13 protein-coding genes and 2 pseudogenes are annotated in these 20015 nt (G+C 42.0%); 8 read left to right on the plus strand and 7 right to left on the minus strand.

Going from position 1 to position 20015, the window contains the following annotated elements:
* Nucleotides 1-41: 41 nt before the first annotated feature.
* The 5 genes from R7Q47_RS05415 (at nucleotide 42) to R7Q47_RS05435 (ending at nucleotide 7297) form a co-directional block, all read left to right on the plus strand.
* Nucleotides 42-3806: a nitrate reductase subunit alpha gene (locus R7Q47_RS05415; RefSeq protein ID WP_268208464.1), complete on the plus strand. Its 3765-nt coding sequence runs from the start codon at nucleotides 42-44 to the stop codon at nucleotides 3804-3806.
* A 2-nt stretch (nucleotides 3807-3808) separates the two neighbouring features.
* Nucleotides 3809-5347, plus strand: a complete 1539-nt coding sequence (narH, locus tag R7Q47_RS05420; RefSeq protein WP_065779152.1) for a nitrate reductase subunit beta — start codon at nucleotides 3809-3811, stop codon at nucleotides 5345-5347.
* Nucleotides 5347-6069, plus strand: coding sequence for a nitrate reductase molybdenum cofactor assembly chaperone (gene narJ, locus R7Q47_RS05425; RefSeq protein WP_031809831.1), 723 nt, complete (start codon nucleotides 5347-5349; stop codon nucleotides 6067-6069). Before narH ends, narJ begins: the two co-directional genes overlap by 1 nt.
* Nucleotides 6066-6743: a respiratory nitrate reductase subunit gamma gene (gene narI / locus R7Q47_RS05430; protein WP_014234456.1), complete on the plus strand. Its 678-nt coding sequence runs from the start codon at nucleotides 6066-6068 to the stop codon at nucleotides 6741-6743. Before narJ ends, narI begins: the two co-directional genes overlap by 4 nt.
* Nucleotides 6744-6850: 107 nt before the next feature.
* On the plus strand, nucleotides 6851-7297 hold the full coding sequence (locus R7Q47_RS05435; protein ID WP_065779151.1) for a hypothetical protein: 447 nt from the start codon (nucleotides 6851-6853) through the stop codon (nucleotides 7295-7297).
* A gap of 213 nt (nucleotides 7298-7510) precedes the next feature.
* Here the strand turns inward: R7Q47_RS05435 and R7Q47_RS05440 are convergent, their stop codons facing one another.
* Together R7Q47_RS05440 and R7Q47_RS05445 are read right to left on the minus strand one after the other, a co-directional pair.
* A complete protein-coding gene (locus R7Q47_RS05440; protein WP_000038913.1) occupies nucleotides 7511-7786 on the minus strand; it encodes a hypothetical protein in 276 nt (91 codons plus the stop codon).
* Nucleotides 7787-8081: 295 nt separating this feature from the next.
* Nucleotides 8082-8447 (minus strand): annotated as a pseudogene (locus tag R7Q47_RS05445) (DUF2913 family protein); the annotation flags it as partial.
* Between the two features lie 12 nt (nucleotides 8448-8459).
* On the opposite strand from R7Q47_RS05445, the gene tnpC reads away from it, so the two are divergent.
* Nucleotides 8460-9935 carry an IS66 family transposase gene (gene tnpC / locus R7Q47_RS05450; RefSeq protein WP_065779164.1) on the plus strand — a complete coding sequence of 492 codons (1476 nt, stop codon included), beginning with the start codon at nucleotides 8460-8462 and terminating at the stop codon, nucleotides 9933-9935.
* Between the two features lie 43 nt (nucleotides 9936-9978).
* A pseudogene (locus R7Q47_RS05455) lies at nucleotides 9979-10188 on the plus strand (hypothetical protein); the annotation flags it as partial.
* A 200-nt stretch (nucleotides 10189-10388) separates the two neighbouring features.
* Here R7Q47_RS05455 and R7Q47_RS05460 read toward each other — a convergent pair.
* Nucleotides 10389-10958 carry a hypothetical protein gene (locus R7Q47_RS05460; RefSeq protein ID WP_065779150.1) on the minus strand — a complete coding sequence of 190 codons (570 nt, stop codon included), beginning with the start codon at nucleotides 10956-10958 and terminating at the stop codon, nucleotides 10389-10391.
* A complete protein-coding gene (locus R7Q47_RS05465) occupies nucleotides 10958-11659 on the minus strand; it encodes an AHH domain-containing protein (protein ID WP_139103815.1) in 702 nt (233 codons plus the stop codon). The genes R7Q47_RS05460 and R7Q47_RS05465 overlap by 1 nt, the downstream gene beginning before the upstream one ends.
* Nucleotides 11660-12378: 719 nt before the next feature.
* Between R7Q47_RS05465 and R7Q47_RS05470 the strand changes: the two genes are divergently transcribed.
* Nucleotides 12379-17079 (plus strand): DUF3320 domain-containing protein, encoded by a 4701-nt coding sequence (locus R7Q47_RS05470; protein WP_065779149.1) that lies wholly within the window; start codon nucleotides 12379-12381, stop codon nucleotides 17077-17079.
* Between the two features lie 327 nt (nucleotides 17080-17406).
* On the opposite strand, the gene proC is transcribed toward R7Q47_RS05470, so the two are convergent.
* The 3 genes from proC to R7Q47_RS05485 form a co-directional block, all read right to left on the minus strand.
* A complete protein-coding gene (proC, locus tag R7Q47_RS05475; RefSeq protein WP_318088676.1) occupies nucleotides 17407-18231 on the minus strand; it encodes a pyrroline-5-carboxylate reductase in 825 nt (274 codons plus the stop codon).
* A 10-nt stretch (nucleotides 18232-18241) separates the two neighbouring features.
* Complete coding sequence (locus R7Q47_RS05480) at nucleotides 18242-19201, minus strand: zinc-dependent alcohol dehydrogenase family protein (protein WP_213867793.1); 960 nt, start codon at nucleotides 19199-19201, stop codon at nucleotides 18242-18244.
* A gap of 259 nt (nucleotides 19202-19460) precedes the next feature.
* Nucleotides 19461-19928 carry an Lrp/AsnC family transcriptional regulator gene (locus R7Q47_RS05485; protein ID WP_137282532.1) on the minus strand — a complete coding sequence of 156 codons (468 nt, stop codon included), beginning with the start codon at nucleotides 19926-19928 and terminating at the stop codon, nucleotides 19461-19463.
* Nucleotides 19929-20015 lie beyond the last annotated feature (87 nt).

A 20015-nucleotide genomic window follows, 5' to 3' on the forward strand; every position in this document is an offset into this window, starting at 1 on the left:
TATAAATAATAATTAGTTCCTAAATATAGGAGAAACACTGAATGAGCAAGTTTTTGGATCGATTTCGATACTTTAAACAAGTCGGAGATTCGTTTTCTGGTGATCACGGACAAACACTTAATACAAATCGTGATTGGGAAGATGGATACAGGACGCGTTGGCAGCATGATAAAATTGTGCGCTCTACCCACGGCGTAAACTGCACTGGATCTTGTAGTTGGAAAATTTATGTTAAAAATGGGTTGGTGACATGGGAAACTCAACAAACAGATTATCCTAGAACACGTCCAGACCTTCCTAATCATGAGCCGAGAGGATGCCCGCGAGGGGCGAGTTACTCTTGGTACTTATATAGTGCGAATCGTCTCAAGTACCCAATGGTACGTAAGCCGCTATTAAAACTTTGGCGTGAAGCAAAACGCCGCTTTGCAGATCCTATCGATGCATGGGAATCTATCGTCACTAACTCTGAATCGACGACTGCTTATAAAACAGCGCGAGGACGAGGCGGATTTGTACGTAGTTCTTGGGCTGAAGTTAATGAAATTATTGCTGCTTCTAATATATACACCATAAAAGAACATGGACCAGATCGCGTGGTGGGTTTCTCCCCAATTCCAGCTATGTCGATGGTGTCTTACGCCGCTGGTGCGAGATACTTGTCTCTTATTGGTGGTTCCTGTTTGAGTTTTTATGATTGGTATTGTGATTTACCACCAGCATCTCCGATGACGTGGGGGGAGCAAACAGACGTTCCTGAATCAGCAGATTGGTACAATTCTTCATACATTATTGCTTGGGGTTCTAACATCCCTCAAACCCGTACTCCTGATGCGCACTTCTTTACCGAGGTTCGTTATAAAGGGACGAAAACGGTCGCAATTACACCTGATTACGCTGAAGTTGCAAAACTCTGCGATCATTGGCTTAACCCAAAACAAGGTACGGACAGTGCAGTAGCACTCGCAATGGGTCATGTAATTCTTAAAGAATTTCATGTTAAACGTCAGTCTGAATATTTCCAAAACTATTTGCGACAATACTCAGATATGCCGATGTTGGTGAAGTTGGAGCCTAGAGCTGACGGTAGCTACAGTGCAGGTCAGTTTTTACGCGCATCAGAGCTAGTGAATAACCTCGGAGAGTCCAACAATCCTGAATGGAAAACCATCGCTATTAACGAAGTCGATGGGGAATTAGTTGCCCCTAATGGCTCTGCTGGTTTTCGTTGGGGAGAAAAAGGTAAGTGGAATCTTGAGCAGCTAGCGGGAGATGGCCAGAATAATGTGAAGTTGCAACTAGGGATACAAGATGCAGTTGACACGGTTGATGTTGCCTTCCCTTATTTTGGTGGTTTAGAGCACGAACATTTTACCCATGTGCCACTCTCAGACCTCATTAATCGTAAGCTGCCAGCCAAACGTATTACTTTGGATGACGGAACCGAAACATTTGTCACAACCGTATATGACCTGACACTTGCGAATTATGGTGTAGAACGTGGATTAAGTGATTCGAGTTGTGCAGCAGAGTATTCCGAACTCAAAGCTTATTCTCCTGCATGGGCTGAAAAAATCACAGGAGTCTCAGCCGAAGAGATCATTCGAATTGCAACAGAGTTTGCGGATAATGCAGAGAAAACTCGCGGGCGTTCGATGATTATTGTCGGTGCAGGCTTGAATCACTGGTACCACATGGATATGAACTATCGCGGTTTGATCAACATGTTGATCTTCTGTGGCTGTGTTGGACAAAGTGGCGGTGGTTGGGCGCATTATGTCGGACAAGAAAAACTTCGTCCTCAGACAGGATGGCAACCTCTAGCGTTTGGATTAGATTGGCAGAAGCCTCCTCGTCATATGAATGGTACATCTTTCTTCTACAACCATTCGAGTCAATGGCGATATGAGAAGTTAAAAGTCGATGAATTATTGTCTCCAGTAGCGGATAAAACGCGCTACAGCGAACACTTGATCGATATGAACGTTAAAGCAGAGCGAATGGGTTGGTTACCTTCGTCACCACAACTTAACGTAAACCCGTTGAATATTGCCAAACAGGCACAAAGTACAGGACAGTCAGCAACTGATTACGTTGTGAGTGCGTTGAAAGAAGGTGAGATTCGTTTCGCATCAGAGCAACCTGAAAAACACTATCCACGAAATATGTTTATATGGCGTTCAAACTTACTTGGCTCGTCGGGCAAAGGTCACGAATACATGCTCAAATACTTACTCGGAACCGAGCATGGTATTCAAGGTAAAGATCTGGGCGAGTTTAGTGCAACAAAACCGAGTGAAGTGGAATGGAGTGATCAACCAATACAAGGCAAGCTTGATCTCGTTGTGACGCTAGATTTTCGTATGTCGAGCACGTGTTTATTCTCGGATATCGTTCTTCCAACTGCAACGTGGTATGAAAAAGATGATATGAATACGTCGGATATGCATCCATTTATTCATCCTCTATCGGCAGCGGTTGATCCAGCATGGGAAGCAAAGTCTGACTGGGAAATCTACAAAGGCATTACCAAAGCATTTTCGAGTCTTTGTGAAGGCCATTTGGGTAAAGAAACCGATATCGTTACGTTACCTATACAGCATGATTCTCCAGCGGAAATAGCTCAGGCATTTGACGTTAAAGATTGGAAACGTGGTGAATGTGAGTTGATACCTGGTAAAACTGCACCACATATTATGGCCGTGGAACGTGACTATCCTAATACTTATGCACGATTCACCTCTCTAGGACCACTATTAAATAGTCAAGGTAACGGTGGTAAAGGCATCAACTGGAATACCGATAGTGAAGTTGAATTGCTCAAAAAACTCAATTATGTCCATCATGAAGGAGCTGCAAAAGGACTCGCCAAAATTGAAACAGCTATTGATGCAGCAGAAGTGATTTTAACGCTAGCGCCAGAAACGAACGGGCAGGTAGCAGTAAAAGCTTGGGATGCATTAAGTGAATTTACAGGACGAGAACACCGCCACCTGGCCATCAATAAAGAAGAAGAAAAAATTCGCTTTCGAGACATTCAAGCGCAGCCGAGAAAAATCATATCGAGTCCAACATGGTCTGGTTTAGAAGATGAACATGTATCCTATAACGCTGGTTATACCAATGTACATGAGTTGATTCCATGGCGAACAGTAACAGGGCGTCAACAGTTATATCAAGATCACCAATGGATGAGAGATTTTGGCGAGAGTTTAATCGCTTATCGTCCACCTATTAACACTCGTACTGTTCACGACATTATAGGTAAGAAGGGAAATGGCAACAAAGAGAAAGCCTTGAACTGGATTACGCCACACCAAAAATGGGGGATTCACTCTACGTACAGTGAAAACTTACTGATGCTGACACTATCACGTGGTGGCCCAATTGTGTGGATGAGTGAAATAGACGCAAAAGACCTTGGTATTGAAGATAACGATTGGATCGAAGCATTTAACTCTAATGGCTCATTAACGGCAAGGGCTGTGGTCAGTCAACGTGTGCCTGAAGGAATGGTCATGATGTACCACGCACAAGAGCGTCTTGTTAACTTGCCAGGTGGTGAGATTACTGGGCAACGAGGTGGGATCCATAACTCAGTCACTCGGGTATGTCCAAAACCTACTCATATGATTGGCGGCTATGTGCATCAGGCTTATGGCTTTAACTACTATGGAACAGTCGGTTCTAACAGAGATGAATTTGTTGTTGTTCGTCGAATGAAGGAAGTCAAATGGCTAGATGGCGAAAACAACGATTATACACAAGCACCGAATATGTACAGTGGTTTAGCGGGAGATAAATAAGTATGAAAATTCGTTCACAAGTAGGCATGGTATTGAACCTTGATAAATGCATCGGATGTCATACCTGTTCAGTCACCTGTAAAAACGTTTGGACTAGTCGCGAAGGTATGGAATACGCGTGGTTTAATAATGTCGAGAGTAAACCTGGTACAGGGTATCCAAGTGATTGGGAGAACCAAGATAAGTGGAAAGGAGGATGGATTCGAAATATTAAAGGAAAGCTCGAGCCAAAAATGGGCAATAAAATTGGCGTTATGGCAAAGCTGTTCAATAACCCAGATATGCCGACCATAGATGATTACTATGAACCGTTCACTTTTGATTACGAGCATCTTCAAAATGCACCACAAAGTAAGCATCAACCGATTGCTCGTCCTCGTTCTCTGATCACTGGCCAGCGGATGGACAAAGTGGAAAAAGGGCCAAACTGGGAAGAAATTCTGGGTGGAGAATTCTCTAAACGTTCTGCTGATCAGAATTTCAATGACATGCAAAAGGAGATGTATGGTCAGTTTGAAAATACGTTCATGATGTATTTACCTCGTTTATGCGAGCACTGTTTAAATCCAGCTTGTGTGGCTACTTGCCCAAGTGGTGCAATATATAAGCGGGAAGAAGACGGTATCGTATTGATTGACCAAGACAAATGTCGTGGATGGCGGATGTGTTTGACAGGATGTCCATACAAAAAGATTTACTTCAACTGGAAGAGCGGCAAATCGGAAAAATGTATCTTCTGTTACCCAAGAATTGAGTCTGGTCAGCCTACGGTGTGTTCAGAAACCTGTGTAGGGCGCATTCGCTATTTAGGTGTGATTCTATATGATGCAGATAAGATTGATCAGGCGGCGTCCGCGAAAGATACGACGGATCTTTACCAAAACCAGCTAGATATATTTTTAGACCCGAATGATCCTGAAGTTATTGAAGAAGCACTTAAACAAGGTATTACGGAAAATGTACTAGAGGCCGCGCAGAAGTCACCCGTGTATAAAATGGCGATTGACTGGAAACTTGCGCTACCTTTGCATCCTGAGTATCGCACTTTGCCAATGGTTTGGTATGTGCCACCTTTGTCACCAATTCAGTCTGCGGCAGATGCTGGATATGTGGGTAATAATGGTGTGCTTCCAGACATAGAGAGTTTAAGAATTCCTGTGCAATACCTTGCAAATCTTCTGACTGCGGGAGATACCGTTCCCGTGCTAAGGGCATTAAAAAGAATGTTGGCAATGCGGCATTTCAAACGTGCTGAAACAGTTGATGGTCAAACAGACCTTAGTGCATTAGAGCAAGTTGGGTTGACGGCACAACAAGCTGAAGAAATGTATCGCTACCTGGCAATCGCAAATTATGAAGATCGATTCGTTATTCCATCAAGTCATCGAGAACTGGCGCGTGAAGCCTTTCCTGAAGCTAAAGGCTGTGGATTCAGTTTTGGTAACGGATGTCATGGCGGTGATGATAGTCGAATCAATCTATTTAATAGTCAGCGCATCAACTCTATAGATATCACAGCTAAGACGGTAGGAGACAAGTAATGGAACTGAAATCTCTCAGATTAATTTCGGCATTATTGGATTATCCGAACTGTGATATTTGGGATTATCCACATGAATTAATTCGTATAGTAAAACATTGCGAAGAATTAAGTCTCGATCAAAAGAAAACACTGGTTAAATTTATTAACAAAATTTTAGCTTTGGACCTGATGGATGCACAATCTAATTATGTCGATTTGTTTGATCGAGGACGCTCACTATCTCTTCTTTTATTTGAACATGTGCATGGAGAATCTAGAGATAGAGGCCAGGCAATGATTGACTTGATGAGCCAATATGAAGAAGTTGGGTTGCATCTTAGCGGTGGTGAACTTCCTGATTATTTGCCTAGATATCTAGAATATGTGTCTCAATTGAATGCAAAACATGCCAAGGAAGGGCTAAAAAATATAGCTCCGATTTTAGCACTTATTACTGAACGGTTAAAACAAAGAGACAGTTACTATTTTGACCTGTTTAAAATATTGTTGGAATTATCGGAAGAGAATGTAGACGCTGAAGCTTTGCATCAACAAGTATCTAATGAAGATGAGGACTATACACCAGAAGCCTTAGATGCCGTTTGGGAAGAAGAGCAAATCCGATTTTTAGGTGAAGAAGGATGTAATTCCGCGTTGCAACATCAACATCAAAGACGATTTGTAAATAATGTTTCGCCGCAGTATTTAAACATTAGTGATATTAATGGAGTACAGCAATGAGTTTTTTAAATGGTTTCTTTTTTAATATCTATCCCTACATCGCTGGTTCCGTATTCTTGATCGGTAGTTGGGTAAGGTATGACTATGGCCAATACACCTGGCGTGCAGGGTCTAGCCAAATTCTAGACAATACCAATATGAGATTAGCATCGGGGTTATTTCATGTTGGTATCATAGGCATATTTCTCGGACATTTCTTTGGCATGTTAACGCCTCACTGGGTCTATGAATCATTTCTGTCATTAGCCGCCAAACAATTAATTGCGATGATCGCTGGTGGTATTTTTGGCATTATGACTATCGCAGGAGGAGCAATGTTACTGAGACGACGTCTGACTAATGTTCGAGTGCGTGCAACATCATCTTTTGCCGACATCCTCATTCTTACACTGCTTGTCATTCAAGCATGCCTAGGTGTCTTGACGATTCCGTTTTCTGCACAACACTTGGATGGCAGTGAAATGATGAAGTTAGTTGGTTGGGCGCAAGATGTCGTGACATTTCAATCTGGTGCAGCAAGCAACTTAGATGGCGTGAGTTTTATATTTCGCATTCATATGATATTAGGAATGACGATATTTCTTATTTTTCCATTCTGTAGATTGGTTCATATTTGGAGCGTTCCATTTGAATATGTTTCAAGACGTTACCAGATAGTAAGAAGTAGAAGATAATACTAGTGAGCGAAGTGAGTACTGAATGTCTTTGTTTAGTACTCACTTTTTTCTACAACGTATTTTTACGTTAAGTTTATTATGGGTTTGAATTTAAAGGAAAATATATGGTTTATCATGTTTCAAGAAAATATCTTTTACATAAAATATTAGAGCCATTTTTTATCACATTTTTTTGGCCTTTTTCGATTTATTTAACTTCACAATTTGCTAACATTGGTATGAGTGAAGAATTAATTTATCAAATTAAAATATTTACTATAATTATATTTTTAATTACAATTGTTATCGCTATAATAAATATTTATTTTTTAAAAAACACAGTGCTTGTTATAGACAAGAATGGAATAATTTATCGAGTTAGAGATAAGATTACTAAATTTACATGGACTGATTTATCAAGGGTTGAAATTTATAAGTCTAAAAGAAAGATCATAAGTATTGTTCTGTTTCCTTACAGAAGTAAGTTGAGAGTATACTGTTTTGATAGGATGGATAATTTTATTAATGATATAGAAAGGCATGGAAAAAATAAAATTAATATTATTTATTAATTTATATTGGAGAATCATAATTTAAAATATATTTTATGGGGGTATTCGAATGGAAACGTGTGGGAAATGTAGACATTTTATCAGAGAAAAACTTACGGACAAGGAAATTTGTGAGGCATGGCAACAGCCTACCCATATGAAGAGACAGGCTTGTTACTCATATATACCTAAAAAAATTGAAATTAAATATCTCAGAAATGATAAACAATAACGCTATATTCGTTTGTTTCGGACAAGAGCACGTCTTACATTTTTACACATTTTTCCAAATGAATATATTTCGTCAAATGTAGGCGAAATTCCTCGATTCAATTGGTGCTGCCAATATGATAATTCTGAATCGACAAGCTCCATTAACTTTTTAGGACAACCGATACAACTATTGTCTGTGCCACATTTAAATGTATCCTCATTGTATAGGGGGAACTCATCTTTAACAGCATCAATTATCTGCTGCATTGCTGTTATTCTGTCTGGTTTTTTGCTCATAAGGTTACCTCCCGAGAAGGTATTATCAACAATAGACATACAAATTTCAGTTATCCTAAAGAGTTAAAAATTGCAATAAACTCCATGGCATTGTATAGCGAGCAATGACTAACGTTGCTATTGTTAGAGTTTATTCCTCTATTGCTTTTCGTCATTGAGCGAGGCACCCGCTTTTTAAGCTATGGCATTGAAAAATGTAACGCTTATCCCGACAAAAGAATACGGTGAGATTCCATAGATGATTTTAACAATGCTCGATAGTTTCAGAGTTAGTATGTTTTACATATCCAAGCAATCAGGAAAGAGGATGTAAGCGATAGTGATAGTTCTTCAATGATTCGTTAACTTGAAAGATCTCATATTTGAAATGGATTTGTTCATCAAGACATTGCGTAAACTTGTCTAACTGTTCTGTATGAATGAGTAAAGAAATTGGTGCGATTTGGTGATTATCGACATCATCGAAACAATTGTTAATGTGTGCTCTATCCAAATAAACAACATCTTGATTCTGCGTTGGAGTTTCTTCAATCAGTTTTGTATCAAATCCTGCCTTCTCGAACTGCTCAAGCAAATCATAGAGTTTGTCTACATCATTCTTGCCCTTGATTGCGCTATTATATTGTTGAACAATCCCATTTAAGTGTTTCTCGATGTTGCCGAGCTACAAGCGATGGTGAAAGCACTGTTGGCGTCAGAAATCCAATTGAAACAAGAGCGCCAGTCGCTGCTTGAACAGCTTAAACTTGCCTTCGACCGCCAGTTCGCTAAACGCTCGGAGGCATTAAGGCCTTACGATGAATCCCAAGGTGACCTCTTCAACGAAGCGGAATGTGAAGCCGCTAAGGAAGAAGAGGTTGACGTTGTCACAACGACCACCACAAAGAAGAAACGCGGTAAACGTCAGCCACTGCCAAAGAGCTTGCCTCGTGAGGTTATCGAACTCGATTTAGACGACAATGAAAAGCAGTGCGCTTGCTGCCAACATAACCTGCATAAAATCGGTGAAGACCGCAGTGAGAAACTGGAGTTTACACCTGCGGTACTTAAAGTGTTGGAATATGTTCGTCCTAAATATGCTTGCCGCCAATGCGAGCAAACTCAGGACAAAAACCACGTCGTTCAAAAGCCAGCGCCGCGAAGCATTATCCCTAAGAGCTTCGCCACAGAAAGCTTGTTGGCCAATATCATTCTCGGCAAATACCAATACGCGATGCCACTTTACCGCCAAGAATCGTTGTTTACTCAGTCGGGTATCGAACTCTCACGAACCACTATGGCAAGGTGGGTTATCCAAGTCAGTGAAAAGTTCGCCCCGCTTTATGCGGCCTTGAAAGCGCACCTACTTGAGCAAGTGGTGATTCAGGCGGATGAAACGCCGCTCAATGTCCTCAAAGAAGATAAACAGTGTTACATGTGGCTCTACTGCTCGGGCGCGGACTCGCCAGATGCCGCACTCCCTAATGTGAGAAATATCGTCTTGTATGACTATCAAAACAGTCGCGCGAGGTCGTGCCCTGTTGCCTTCTTGGGCGACTATGATGGGTATCTGCAAACCGATGGCTATGGTGTTTATGATGGGCTTCATCGAGTCACCAATGTCGGTTGCTTTGCGCATGCTCGGCGCAAGTTCATGGAGGCGAAAAAGCTTCAAGGCAAAGGTAAGTCAGGCAAAGCGGATAAAGCGCTGGCCAAAATCCAGAAACTCTATGGGATAGAATCACGCTTAAAAGGTGCCAGTGCCGAAAAACGGAAAGCAGAGCGCCAAGAGCATGCTAAGCCGATACTGGATGAGCTTTATGAATGGATGACAACTCAGAAAGTGCTTGAGTCTAGCCCGCTGGGTAAAGCGATAAAATACACGCTCGGTCAGTGGCCGAAGCTCATTCGCTATATCGATGACGGTCACTTATCGATAGACAATAACCGTGCTGAACGCGCCATTAAGTCGCTGGTGATTGGGAGAAAGAACTGGCTCTTCTCGACCAATCCCAATGGAGCGGAAGCGAGCGCGATGCTTTACAGTATCGTCGAGACAGCGAAAGCCAACGGCCTTATCCTTTACGACTACATAGTCAAGTGCATGCAGGAGTTAGCGAAAGCAGAACCAGATATCGATGCACTCCTGCCTTGGAACTTCAAACACTAACAATATCGCCCCGTGGGTTCATGGGGCGGATACGGCGGATACACAACGACAAGGTGTAACAGAGCGAAATGCGTGGAAGCTGGCGATGTCAGATAAAGGGTGGTGGCACTTAGCCCTCTCGCCCCAGGTGAATCACGCAATGCCAATCAAATGGTTCGAGGAGAGGGGATTGTACTCATTGAGAGATGGGTATGAGTCACTAAAGGTATATTCGGAACCGCGGTATGCGACCCACGCTTGTACGGTGGTGTGAGAGGATGGAGGCCGTGAGGCCTCTTCTTACTCGATTCGTGTGCTCTTGGCAAGAATTATAACTCACCTACTGTGGTTTTGACTACGTTTAAACGGGTAGTTTAGGCGACCCAATATTATAACTTCTAAGCAGTTTTGAAGCGGTACATGCTTAATGTTTCAGATTCACTTAGTTTTCGATGATACGATGGTGGTTGAACATTAAAAAGCAGCCAACAAATCATCTTCAAATCTCAGACCATGTAACTGATACTTAGCACAGATATCTCTGAATTTTTCTGTAGCGTAAAGCGCTTGGCAGCCCTGCATTTTAGATTTAAACAAAAGTCGACCTTGAACATCATCTTCGTCAAAGTAGAGTGTTTCCAAGCCATCCTCAATCCCATCAAGGTACTTCACTGTGCATACAGCTGTATCCTCTTGACCAAAGGAGAGGCAGTTGAAAATGTATCCTGACTCTGATCCTATGCTGATAGGAAGAAACTCACCTTCATTTTTAAGCACATCTGACAGTACGCTGTAGGCGCGTGAGTTCAAAACAAGGTAAGTACTTGCCCATAAGGAAACATCTGGCTCTTTAGAGTTTTTTCCCAGGACATCTTCAAAATCTAAAGCTAAGGTTTTCCAAATTGGTAGCAAGCTTGTGTTTTTTGAACGTTGAAAATGTATCGTCATCAAATGTTCTTCACCTAAAGCATCGAACAAATCATCGAGGTCGAGTTGTAGTTCTTTGTATTCTTCAGGCAGCTCTTTCAATTGATATACGTTCATTACTGACCTTTCCATTTCAAATCTTTAGGTGCGACAACATTTTCAGGGTATGAGCTATTTTTTAGCTGGTTTTTTATATTTCTTAGCCTATTGCGAAACACTTGCTCTGGTAAAGTTTCTCCAGCGAGTTGAACCGAGATCCATGTCTCATAGTTGTATCGATGAATCTTTTTATGGGCAGGAGCCTCTGGTGTAGCCCAGTGTCCTTCATCATCTTTAGTTCTTGGTAGCCAAACTCCATTAATTGGGTCGTTGATACCAATGCCATGCATATGCATGTTTAGCCTGGCAGACATCATGCGTGCTTTTCTAAACCGACCTGCCCCCATAATAATATGGTGAGGATCGTGTTTTTGACTTGGTTTTGGCTCGCCAATCGCTGTTAAATTTCTGGCTAGAACGGTTGTAGGATGATGCGGTTCTTGACGCAGTTCAGATACAGACTTTTTGGAACATTCTTCTCGGTACTCGGTCAATGAGCTTTGTAATAATACTTGAGCTGAAAGAGAATGCCTAAGTCGTTTGAGATGAGCCTTGTCCTGCTCCAACTGGATTTTAACTTTTTCATCTGCATTATTCTTTTGTGAGAGCATATTATAATGTTTTGCAGCCAGCACTTCATAACGATGAACCGCTAGCTCCAAAGGCGATGGGTTTGATGGTCTATGAGATGGAACGATGGGATTGTACGGTTTATTCAACTGTTTATCCTCTATGTCAGATATAAAAGGACTTGATAATCTTGGACGAGTCTCTAGCTACATTCAAATATGAATGCAAAAGAGGGTAATTATTCCTTTATTTCTGCATGAATCATTTTCACTTATCAATAAAAAATATAAGCATTTTAATCGTTAAGTTCTATGTATTGAACTTTGTCTCATTAATTGATAATTATAATGACATATCTAATAATTTGTCTCTTATTTAAAAATAGAATTATTAGCGATGTTCAGTAAGTTTTATAGTATGCGCCCCATGAACCCACGGGGCAATATTGTTAGTGTTTAAAGTTCCAAGGTAGGAGCGCATCGATATCAGGTTCCGCTTTCGCTAACTCCTGCATGCACTTGACCATGTAGTGGGCTTTGCGTAATTCGAGGGAACTTTGATCAGCACCACAAAACCTAGTCATTCGACTCCTGCGGCGCGAGCCGCTCACAATCAGCACTGCTTTCGCAGTGCATCAATCGATGTTTGATTCATAGTCAACAAACCATCTTTACCCCTTATCGGGGGTAAACCGATGGTTTGTTTTTATTAGATATAAATAGCGTCAAAAGTAAATGGTTCATATCTGTTAGCACAGAGCGATTCCGCCCTGACTATGCCTTGTTCATCGAAGATCCTTGATTTTCAATGAATTTATTAGTCAGTTTCTATATAATGCGGTTAATTGAATATAAGGTTTAACAGCAACATGAACTCGAATCTTAAAGATATCTTTGATAAAAGCCGTCAAGAACTCCTTGATATGGGGCTTAGAGGAAACACATTACTCAATGTCGGTCAGGGAGCCAAAGTTCTTGACATTGTTGACGAAAAGTCTGAACAAGTTTTTAAGCATTTGGTTGAATACTCAAAGACAATGTCATTTCTTCCAGCTCCCGATTCTCTAGATAATGAGGATAGCAATTCGATATCTTTAACTGATTTGACAGCTCATCTTGAAGAAAAAAATGGTGATAAAAGGCACACTGATAACGCTCTGCAAACTCGGCTATTTAGAAAATCGCTTGATACTCGCCTCTTGAAGCTGAGCGCGGAAGCTACGACCTTTGTTCAAGAACAGGGTGTTGATCTGCTTTATCTTGCCCTTGGTTTCGTTAAGTGGTTTGAAGATGATCATTCTGATAAGCCAAGACATGCTCCCTTAGTTCTTATCCCAGTCGAGATTTTCCGAGCTGATGCAGGTGACGCATTCAAAATTCGCTACACCGAATCAGAACTAGGTACAAACCTCACCCTTGCCGCCAAACTTAAAATGGAGTTCGGTATTGTTTTACCTGATTTTGAAGAAGGGGAAGAGGGTTATGATTTTCAAGGCTACTTAAATTTAGTTTCGAATGCCATTGCAGGTGAAAAGCGTTGGTCTGTAGAAAGCAATAAAATCGTATTAAGTTTCTTCTCTTTTGGTAAGTTTCAGATGTATCAGGACTTGTCAGATGAAGTGTGGCCTGAAGGCAATAAACCATCGGAAAACAGCTTAATTAAAAAGTTGTTTACCGAAGGTTTTGAACGTGATGAAGTTTTGCTTGATTCAACACCAATGGACGTTAACCGTGTAGAAGAAGTTCAACTGGTTTTAGATTCGGACTCTAGCCAAACAGAAGCCGTATTGGCTACAAAGTCAGGGGCTAACCTTGTTATTCAAGGTCCTCCTGGTACAGGTAAATCACAGACTATAACAAACATCATCTCTCAGGCTTTAGCTGATAATAAAAAGGTGCTGTTTGTTGCTGAAAAAATTGCAGCACTTGATGTTGTTAAACGCCGACTAGATAACTGCCATATTGGTGATTCGGTATTAGAATTACACTCCCACAAAGCGAATAAGAAATCGGTACTTGCTTCCTTAGAAAGTACACTGATGCAGCACGCTCCTGTCACTCCAGAGAGAAGTGATGACATCGACCGCTTGGTATCTCTTCGCAATAAGTTAGATAATTACTGCCTTTCAGTTAATCAAAGCATTGCCAATACCGAAGTGAGCTATCATGATGCTCTGGGTTATAGCTCACAGCTTGAGCGACTTGTTACTGACGCTTCAATCGACATGGACGAGTTACCAAGCACCGACTTTGATTTAAATGTGTGGGATAAGAGTTATTACTTATCAGCCTTAGCGAAGATAACTGAGACAGTTGACTATTTAATTGAGCACGATGTGCCAAGCCTTAATCTGTTTTCATCAACCACTCTTAAAGATTATTCGCCGTCTGATGATAAAGTGGCTCAAAAGCTCGTCTCTGAATTAGAAGAAACACAGCAAGAAATTATTAAACAGGTTATATGTCTTCATACTTGTGCTGGTTATGTTTCACCTATTTCTAATTACAAAGACTGTATCTCGGTTTTAGAGGGGCTTTCTCTCATTGCAGATAGACCTGAACTTGAAAGCGTTGATGCGAATTCCTCCGCGTGGGAGTCTAAAGGTGATGCGATACTCGAGTTTGCTCTTCAAGGTGCAACTCTACAAGAGCAAAAGGCCGAGTTATCAGAGTTCTTTGTCGATAATGCTTTAGATTACGATTGGACGCCTATCCGTGGATCGTTGCTGACAACTGGTCATAAGTGGTGGCGGTTCTTGTCAGGTGACTATCGAAGAGCGAAAAGTACCTATGCTGGTATGTGTAAGTATGAACTGACTGGTGGTGCTAATGAATGGATTGAAAAAATTGATGCCGTACTGTCCTATCGCTCCACTCAAAAGTGCTTTATCGATTCTGCGCAACTAGCAATCGAGATGATCGGTAGTCATTATAAAAATGATAGTACTGATTGGATGGCGCTTTTAAAACCGCTTCAATGGGTTCACCAGTGCCACGTAGGAATTAAGTCTGGTTTACTTGATGCGAGTGTTGCACAGTACTTAGACCCTTCAAAGGAAGTGAGATTTACTACAACTGAGCTTAACCATGTAAAGGATTTAATCAATAAGCGTGAAGGTGTGCTGAACGAATTAGCTTCATTCCTTCAGCTAGATCTTACGGATTTTAGTGACCGTTGTGACTCTTTATCTATTCATGATGTTGAGTCGTTGAGTAGTGATATTCAAAAATTCTACCCTCTAACTCGCTTTAACCGCTTAGGTGCTGAGTTAGACCGAATAGGACTCTCAAAATGGAAACAGCAAGCATTTACTTGGACTAATGCGCCAACACTTTTCCGTGACTGCTTCAGATATACGTTTTATCGTTCACTTGTTGAACATCAGTATGATTCGAGAGATGAAATCCGTTATTTCGATCGAGTTGAACATGAAAAAAAGATTGAACAGTTCAGGCACATAGACGAGCGGCTGTTCCACTTTGCTCAAGAGTCATTGGTTAAGCAGCTCTACGATAATTTGCCGAACCCATCAGCAAGAGGTGAAGTTGAAACATTAAGACGTGAGTTTAATAAGAAGCGCCGTCACATGCCAATTAGACGACTGCTTAATAAATCAGGCCGTGTGATCCAGCAAATTAAGCCTGTATTTATGATGAGTCCAATGTCGATAGCGACTTATTTAGAGCCAGGTGTGATTGATTTCGATTTGGTAATCTTTGATGAAGCCTCACAGGTTAAAGTTGCTGATGCTCTTGGGGCTATTATGCGTGGTAAGCAGGTTATCGTGGTTGGTGATACCAAGCAGATGCCGCCAACAAGTTTCTTCGGGAAACAGTTTGTCTTAGATGATGAAGAAGCAGAAGAAAGCCTTACTGCCGATATGGAAAGTATTCTTGGCATGTTCTTAGCGTCAGGCGCACCAGAAAAGATGCTTAAGTGGCATTACCGTAGCCGTCATGAGTCATTAATAGCAGTGTCTAACCAAGAGTTTTATGACAATAAGCTGATGATTTTCCCTTCATCTGGCATTAACCCCCATGCTAGAGGTTTGAGTTTTAACTATGTACCGAATACTACATATGATCGTGGTGGCTCACGAAGTAACGTAGGGGAGGCGACAAAGGTTGCAGAAGCGGTAATTAAACATGCTAAGACAACGGCAAATCAAACACTAGGTGTTGTTGCATTCAGTACAGCTCAGCGGGATGCAATCCTTTTGGAAGTTGAACGACTAAGAAAAGCAAACCCAGATCTAGAGGACTTCTTTGGAGAGCATGATGAAGGGGAAGATTTCTTTGTTAAGAACCTTGAAAACGTGCAGGGCGACGAACGTGACACCATTTTTATTAGTATCGGCTACGGTAAGACGAACGAAGGTCGCTTGCCAATGAGTTTCGGTCCACTAAACAGTGAAGGCGGTGAACGGCGGCTAAACGTTCTTATCTCACGTGCTCGTATGTCCATGGAGGTATTCAGTAACTTTAAAGGTGATGAGATGCCAACGACTAATGCATCGCCGTTCGGTGTTCGAGCGCTGAAGAACTTCTTACATTATGCAGAAACTGGTGATCTCGTTAAGAGAGAAGAAACGGGCAAAGCACCTGATTCACCTTTTGAAGAGGATGTGATTTCTTTAATTCACTCTTTAGGTTATCAAGTTCAACCACAAGTTGGTTGTGCAGGTTTCTATATTGATATTGCGGTGAGAGATCCAAATAAACCTGGTCGCTATATGCTTGCGGTAGAGTGTGATGGCGCGACATACCATAGTTCAAAGAGCGCTCGGGATAGAGATCGTATTCGTCAGAGTGTTCTTGAAGGACTTGGTTGGCGCTTTCACCGCATTTGGAGTACAGACTGGTTCCGTAACCGTCATAAAGAAATGGAAAGGTTAAATGATGCTATCCAAGCTGCTATTGCTTATTATAAAGCCTATGATTCAGAGCCTATTGCTGAAGTGACGGTAAAATCAAAACCAAAAGCGGTTATTGAAAGGGTAGAAGTTGAACATCAGGCATCTGCGGTCGTTTACCAAGTTTTTCCTACAGAGCAATTGTATCTTGGGTATGGTGATACGATATCAGAAATAAGCACGACAACCCTTGCAGAGGATATTCTTAAAGTTGTAGAACTAGAATCACCAATCCACATCAAACATCTAACTATTCGTCTTTTGTCTGCGGTGGGTAGCTCACGAAGTGGTGCTCGGATAAATCGAGCGATTTTAGACGGCATCGGTTTACTCAATCGGCGTGGTAAAGTTGAACTGGACGGTGAATTCATTATTGCTAAGAGCCAAGATGAAATTACGATTCGTAATCGATTTGAACTACCTGCAAACGAGCGCAAGTATGATTTTATCTATGATGGTGAAATCGCAAAAGCCGCAATAGAGACTGTTAAGGATACTTTCTCTATATCTAGCGATGACCTTATTAAGTCGATTACTGAGGCACTCGGTTTCTCTAGCACAAGTAAAGCGATGAAGGAGAGAACAGAAACAATACTGTTTAAGCAAGTTCAGTTGGGTAAGTTGGAAATAAAGGGTAACACCTACCAAGTCGCTTAGGATGGCATTAAGTATGTTTCACTGAACTATATTGGAGTCAGTTTTTTTAGTGTAAAAGCCAGTGCTAATGCACTGGCAAAACCTATGTTTGTCGCGGGATCTGCCTGATTGTATCGTAACTCATAAATGGACATTTTCAATTTAGGACGATAGGACGATTTCTACTCTATCGATAAGTTTTAGTATCCCAAAACGACAATGACCACCATTTATAACGGTGGTCGCCGTAACAGGAATTGGACATCAGTGAGCATTTTTAAAAGCTGGAGCATATTAGTAGTTCGCATAACTATGCATTTAAGTAGCTCATATATTGCCTCTGCCTACTTAAACACTTAATTCCAAAGCACGCTGGTATGCCGCTTTAACCGCTTGTTTTACAGCACTTTCAACTTCTCTCTCATGCAGAGTAGTAAGCGCCGCTTCAGTGGTTCCCCCGGGTGACGCAATACGTTGGCAAAGTGTATCTGGTTCATCATCAGGTGGTAATGCTAATTTTGCAGCCCCCAGGGCCGTATGACCAACCAGGCGCTTTACATCATCAGATCTTATCCCCAGCTCTTCACCAGCTGAGATCATGCATTGCATCATAAGCAGGAAATACGCCGGACCGCTACCAAAAAGCGCTGTGACTAGGTTAATGTCATTTTCATTCTGTACTTCTAAGCACTCACCAAAAGATTCAGCGACCGTGGTTGCAAGCTTCTTTTGTTGCTCATCGGTGTTGGCATTTGCATATAAACCAGACATCCCAGCGCCGACCAGCGCTGGCATATTGGGCATCAAGCGCACTATTGCACACTCATGGCCCAATATATTCTCGAGTGTTTTGATAGATGTGCCTGCAGCGATGGAAACAAAAACCTGACTTCTATCTGCTCTGATATCAATTTGTTTTGCAACAGCTTCTATAACCTGAGGCTTGACCGCCAGCACAACAACATCGGACTTATCAACGACATCCTGCGTTTTACTTACCGTAGATACACCATATTTGTCTGATAACCATGCCACTCTTTCTGCGGATGGTTCTGACACCTGTATATCCTGCGCCAGAAAACCTTTCGAAATCAGCCCACTAATCATGGCGGCGGCCATATTACCCCCCCCCCCAATAAACCCGATAATCGGAGATTGTTTATCTTGTGTCATTTCGCCCTCCTTAGAAACCTGTAACAACCGTAACGCCAGGTGTGGTTGCCGAATCCATAGTGGTTAGAGCCTCAATCGATTGTTCTAGGCTGATAGTACGGCCCAGCAATTTCTCTGGTGTTAATTTTCCGGACATCATCATGGCTAACATGGCATCGTAACGATGTGCTTGCATGCCGTGGCTACCTATAATTTCCAGTTCGTCAGCGATAACTTTAGCCATAGGCATAGCAGGGTTGGCCTGTTCAGCAAGTAATAACCCGACTTGTATATGCTTGCCTAATTTGCGCAAGCTCTTCACTGAGTTTACACAGGTGATAGGGTGCCCCAGAGCATCAAGAGAAACATGTGCACCTCCTTTACTGATCTCAATTACAGCTTCTGCAACATCAGCGACTTTATTGCCATTTACCGTGGCTACAGCCCCAAGCGAGCGTGCCATTTCCAGCTTGGTATCATCAATATCGATGGCGATTACATTGGCACCAATTGCAGTCGCAATCATAATCGCTGACAGGCCGACACCACCACAGCCATGTACTGCTACCCATTGTCCGGCAGAAACTTTGCCTTGATCGACTACCGCTCTGAATGAAGTTACAAACCGGCAGCCAAGGCTGGCTGCTGTAACAAAGTCCAGATGCTCTGGTAGGGTGACCAAATTTACGTCAGCGTGATCAACAGTGGTGTATTCAGCAAATGATCCCCAATGCGTAAAGCCGGGCTGGGTCTGGTTACCACACACCTGATGATTACCGGTATTACACTCAGGACAGGAGCCACATGCGTTTACAAACGGCACTGTCACTCGCTGGCCAACCTTGAACCTATTCACCTCTGAACCAACTTCTTCGATAACACCGGCAAATTCATGACCGGGTACGTGCGGGAGTACAACGTCCTCATCATGACCTTGCCAGCAGTGCCAGTCACTGCGACATACGCCTGTCGCTTCAACTTTAATTACCACACCATGGGAAGCGGGTGTTGGATCCGGTACATTTTTGATTTCTGGAATAGATGAAAATTTTTCTATAACGACGGCTTTCATAGGCTTCTCCGCAGTGCTGTTTAGTGGTATCAGTTGTTAACAGTCTATCTTTGTGCGAAGAAATTACCTTGCAAAGGTTGCCTGGATATCAATCAAAAAGTAAATAGTCTTTCATAAAACAACGTAATTATGAAAGACTAATTCAAATGTAAAGAAATTGTGACATAGGTTGGTTGTGTCAAAGAGAAACCGGTAGCCTTGTGGATGACTTCAGCTCTCGTAGAGAAATATTTGAGCTAATCACAGACACGCCGGGTAGCTGCCTTAGCTCTCTTTCAACAAAATCGCTGTAATCATCAAGATCTTTAGCGACAACCTGGAGCATAAAATCCGAATCGCCGGTTGTATTGTGGCAAGAAAGCACGTTCTCAGAGCTTTGGATAATAGACTCGAAAATCCTAGTTGTTTCAGTATCATGCTTTGTACAGGTAAGCTGAACAAATGCCAGAACGCCAAACCCTAGCTTGCGGCGATTCAGGTTAGCCTGATACCCCTCTATATATTGCTCTTCTTCCAAGCGCTTTAGCCTCCTCCAACAGGGGGTTTCACTGATTGCCAGCTCTTGGGCAAGCTTTGCATTTGTTAAGCGTCCATCCTGCTGCAAACGCTGCAATACGGCAACATCGACTTTATCAAGCTTCTTCATGGAAAGATTCCGCCATTAATGAGGTAGTAATTGGAAGACTAATGCAAAAATGGGCTTATGTCACACCTGAAAAGCAAGGCAATTCCT

This window comes from Vibrio sp. Vb0349 (assembly GCF_033338975.1).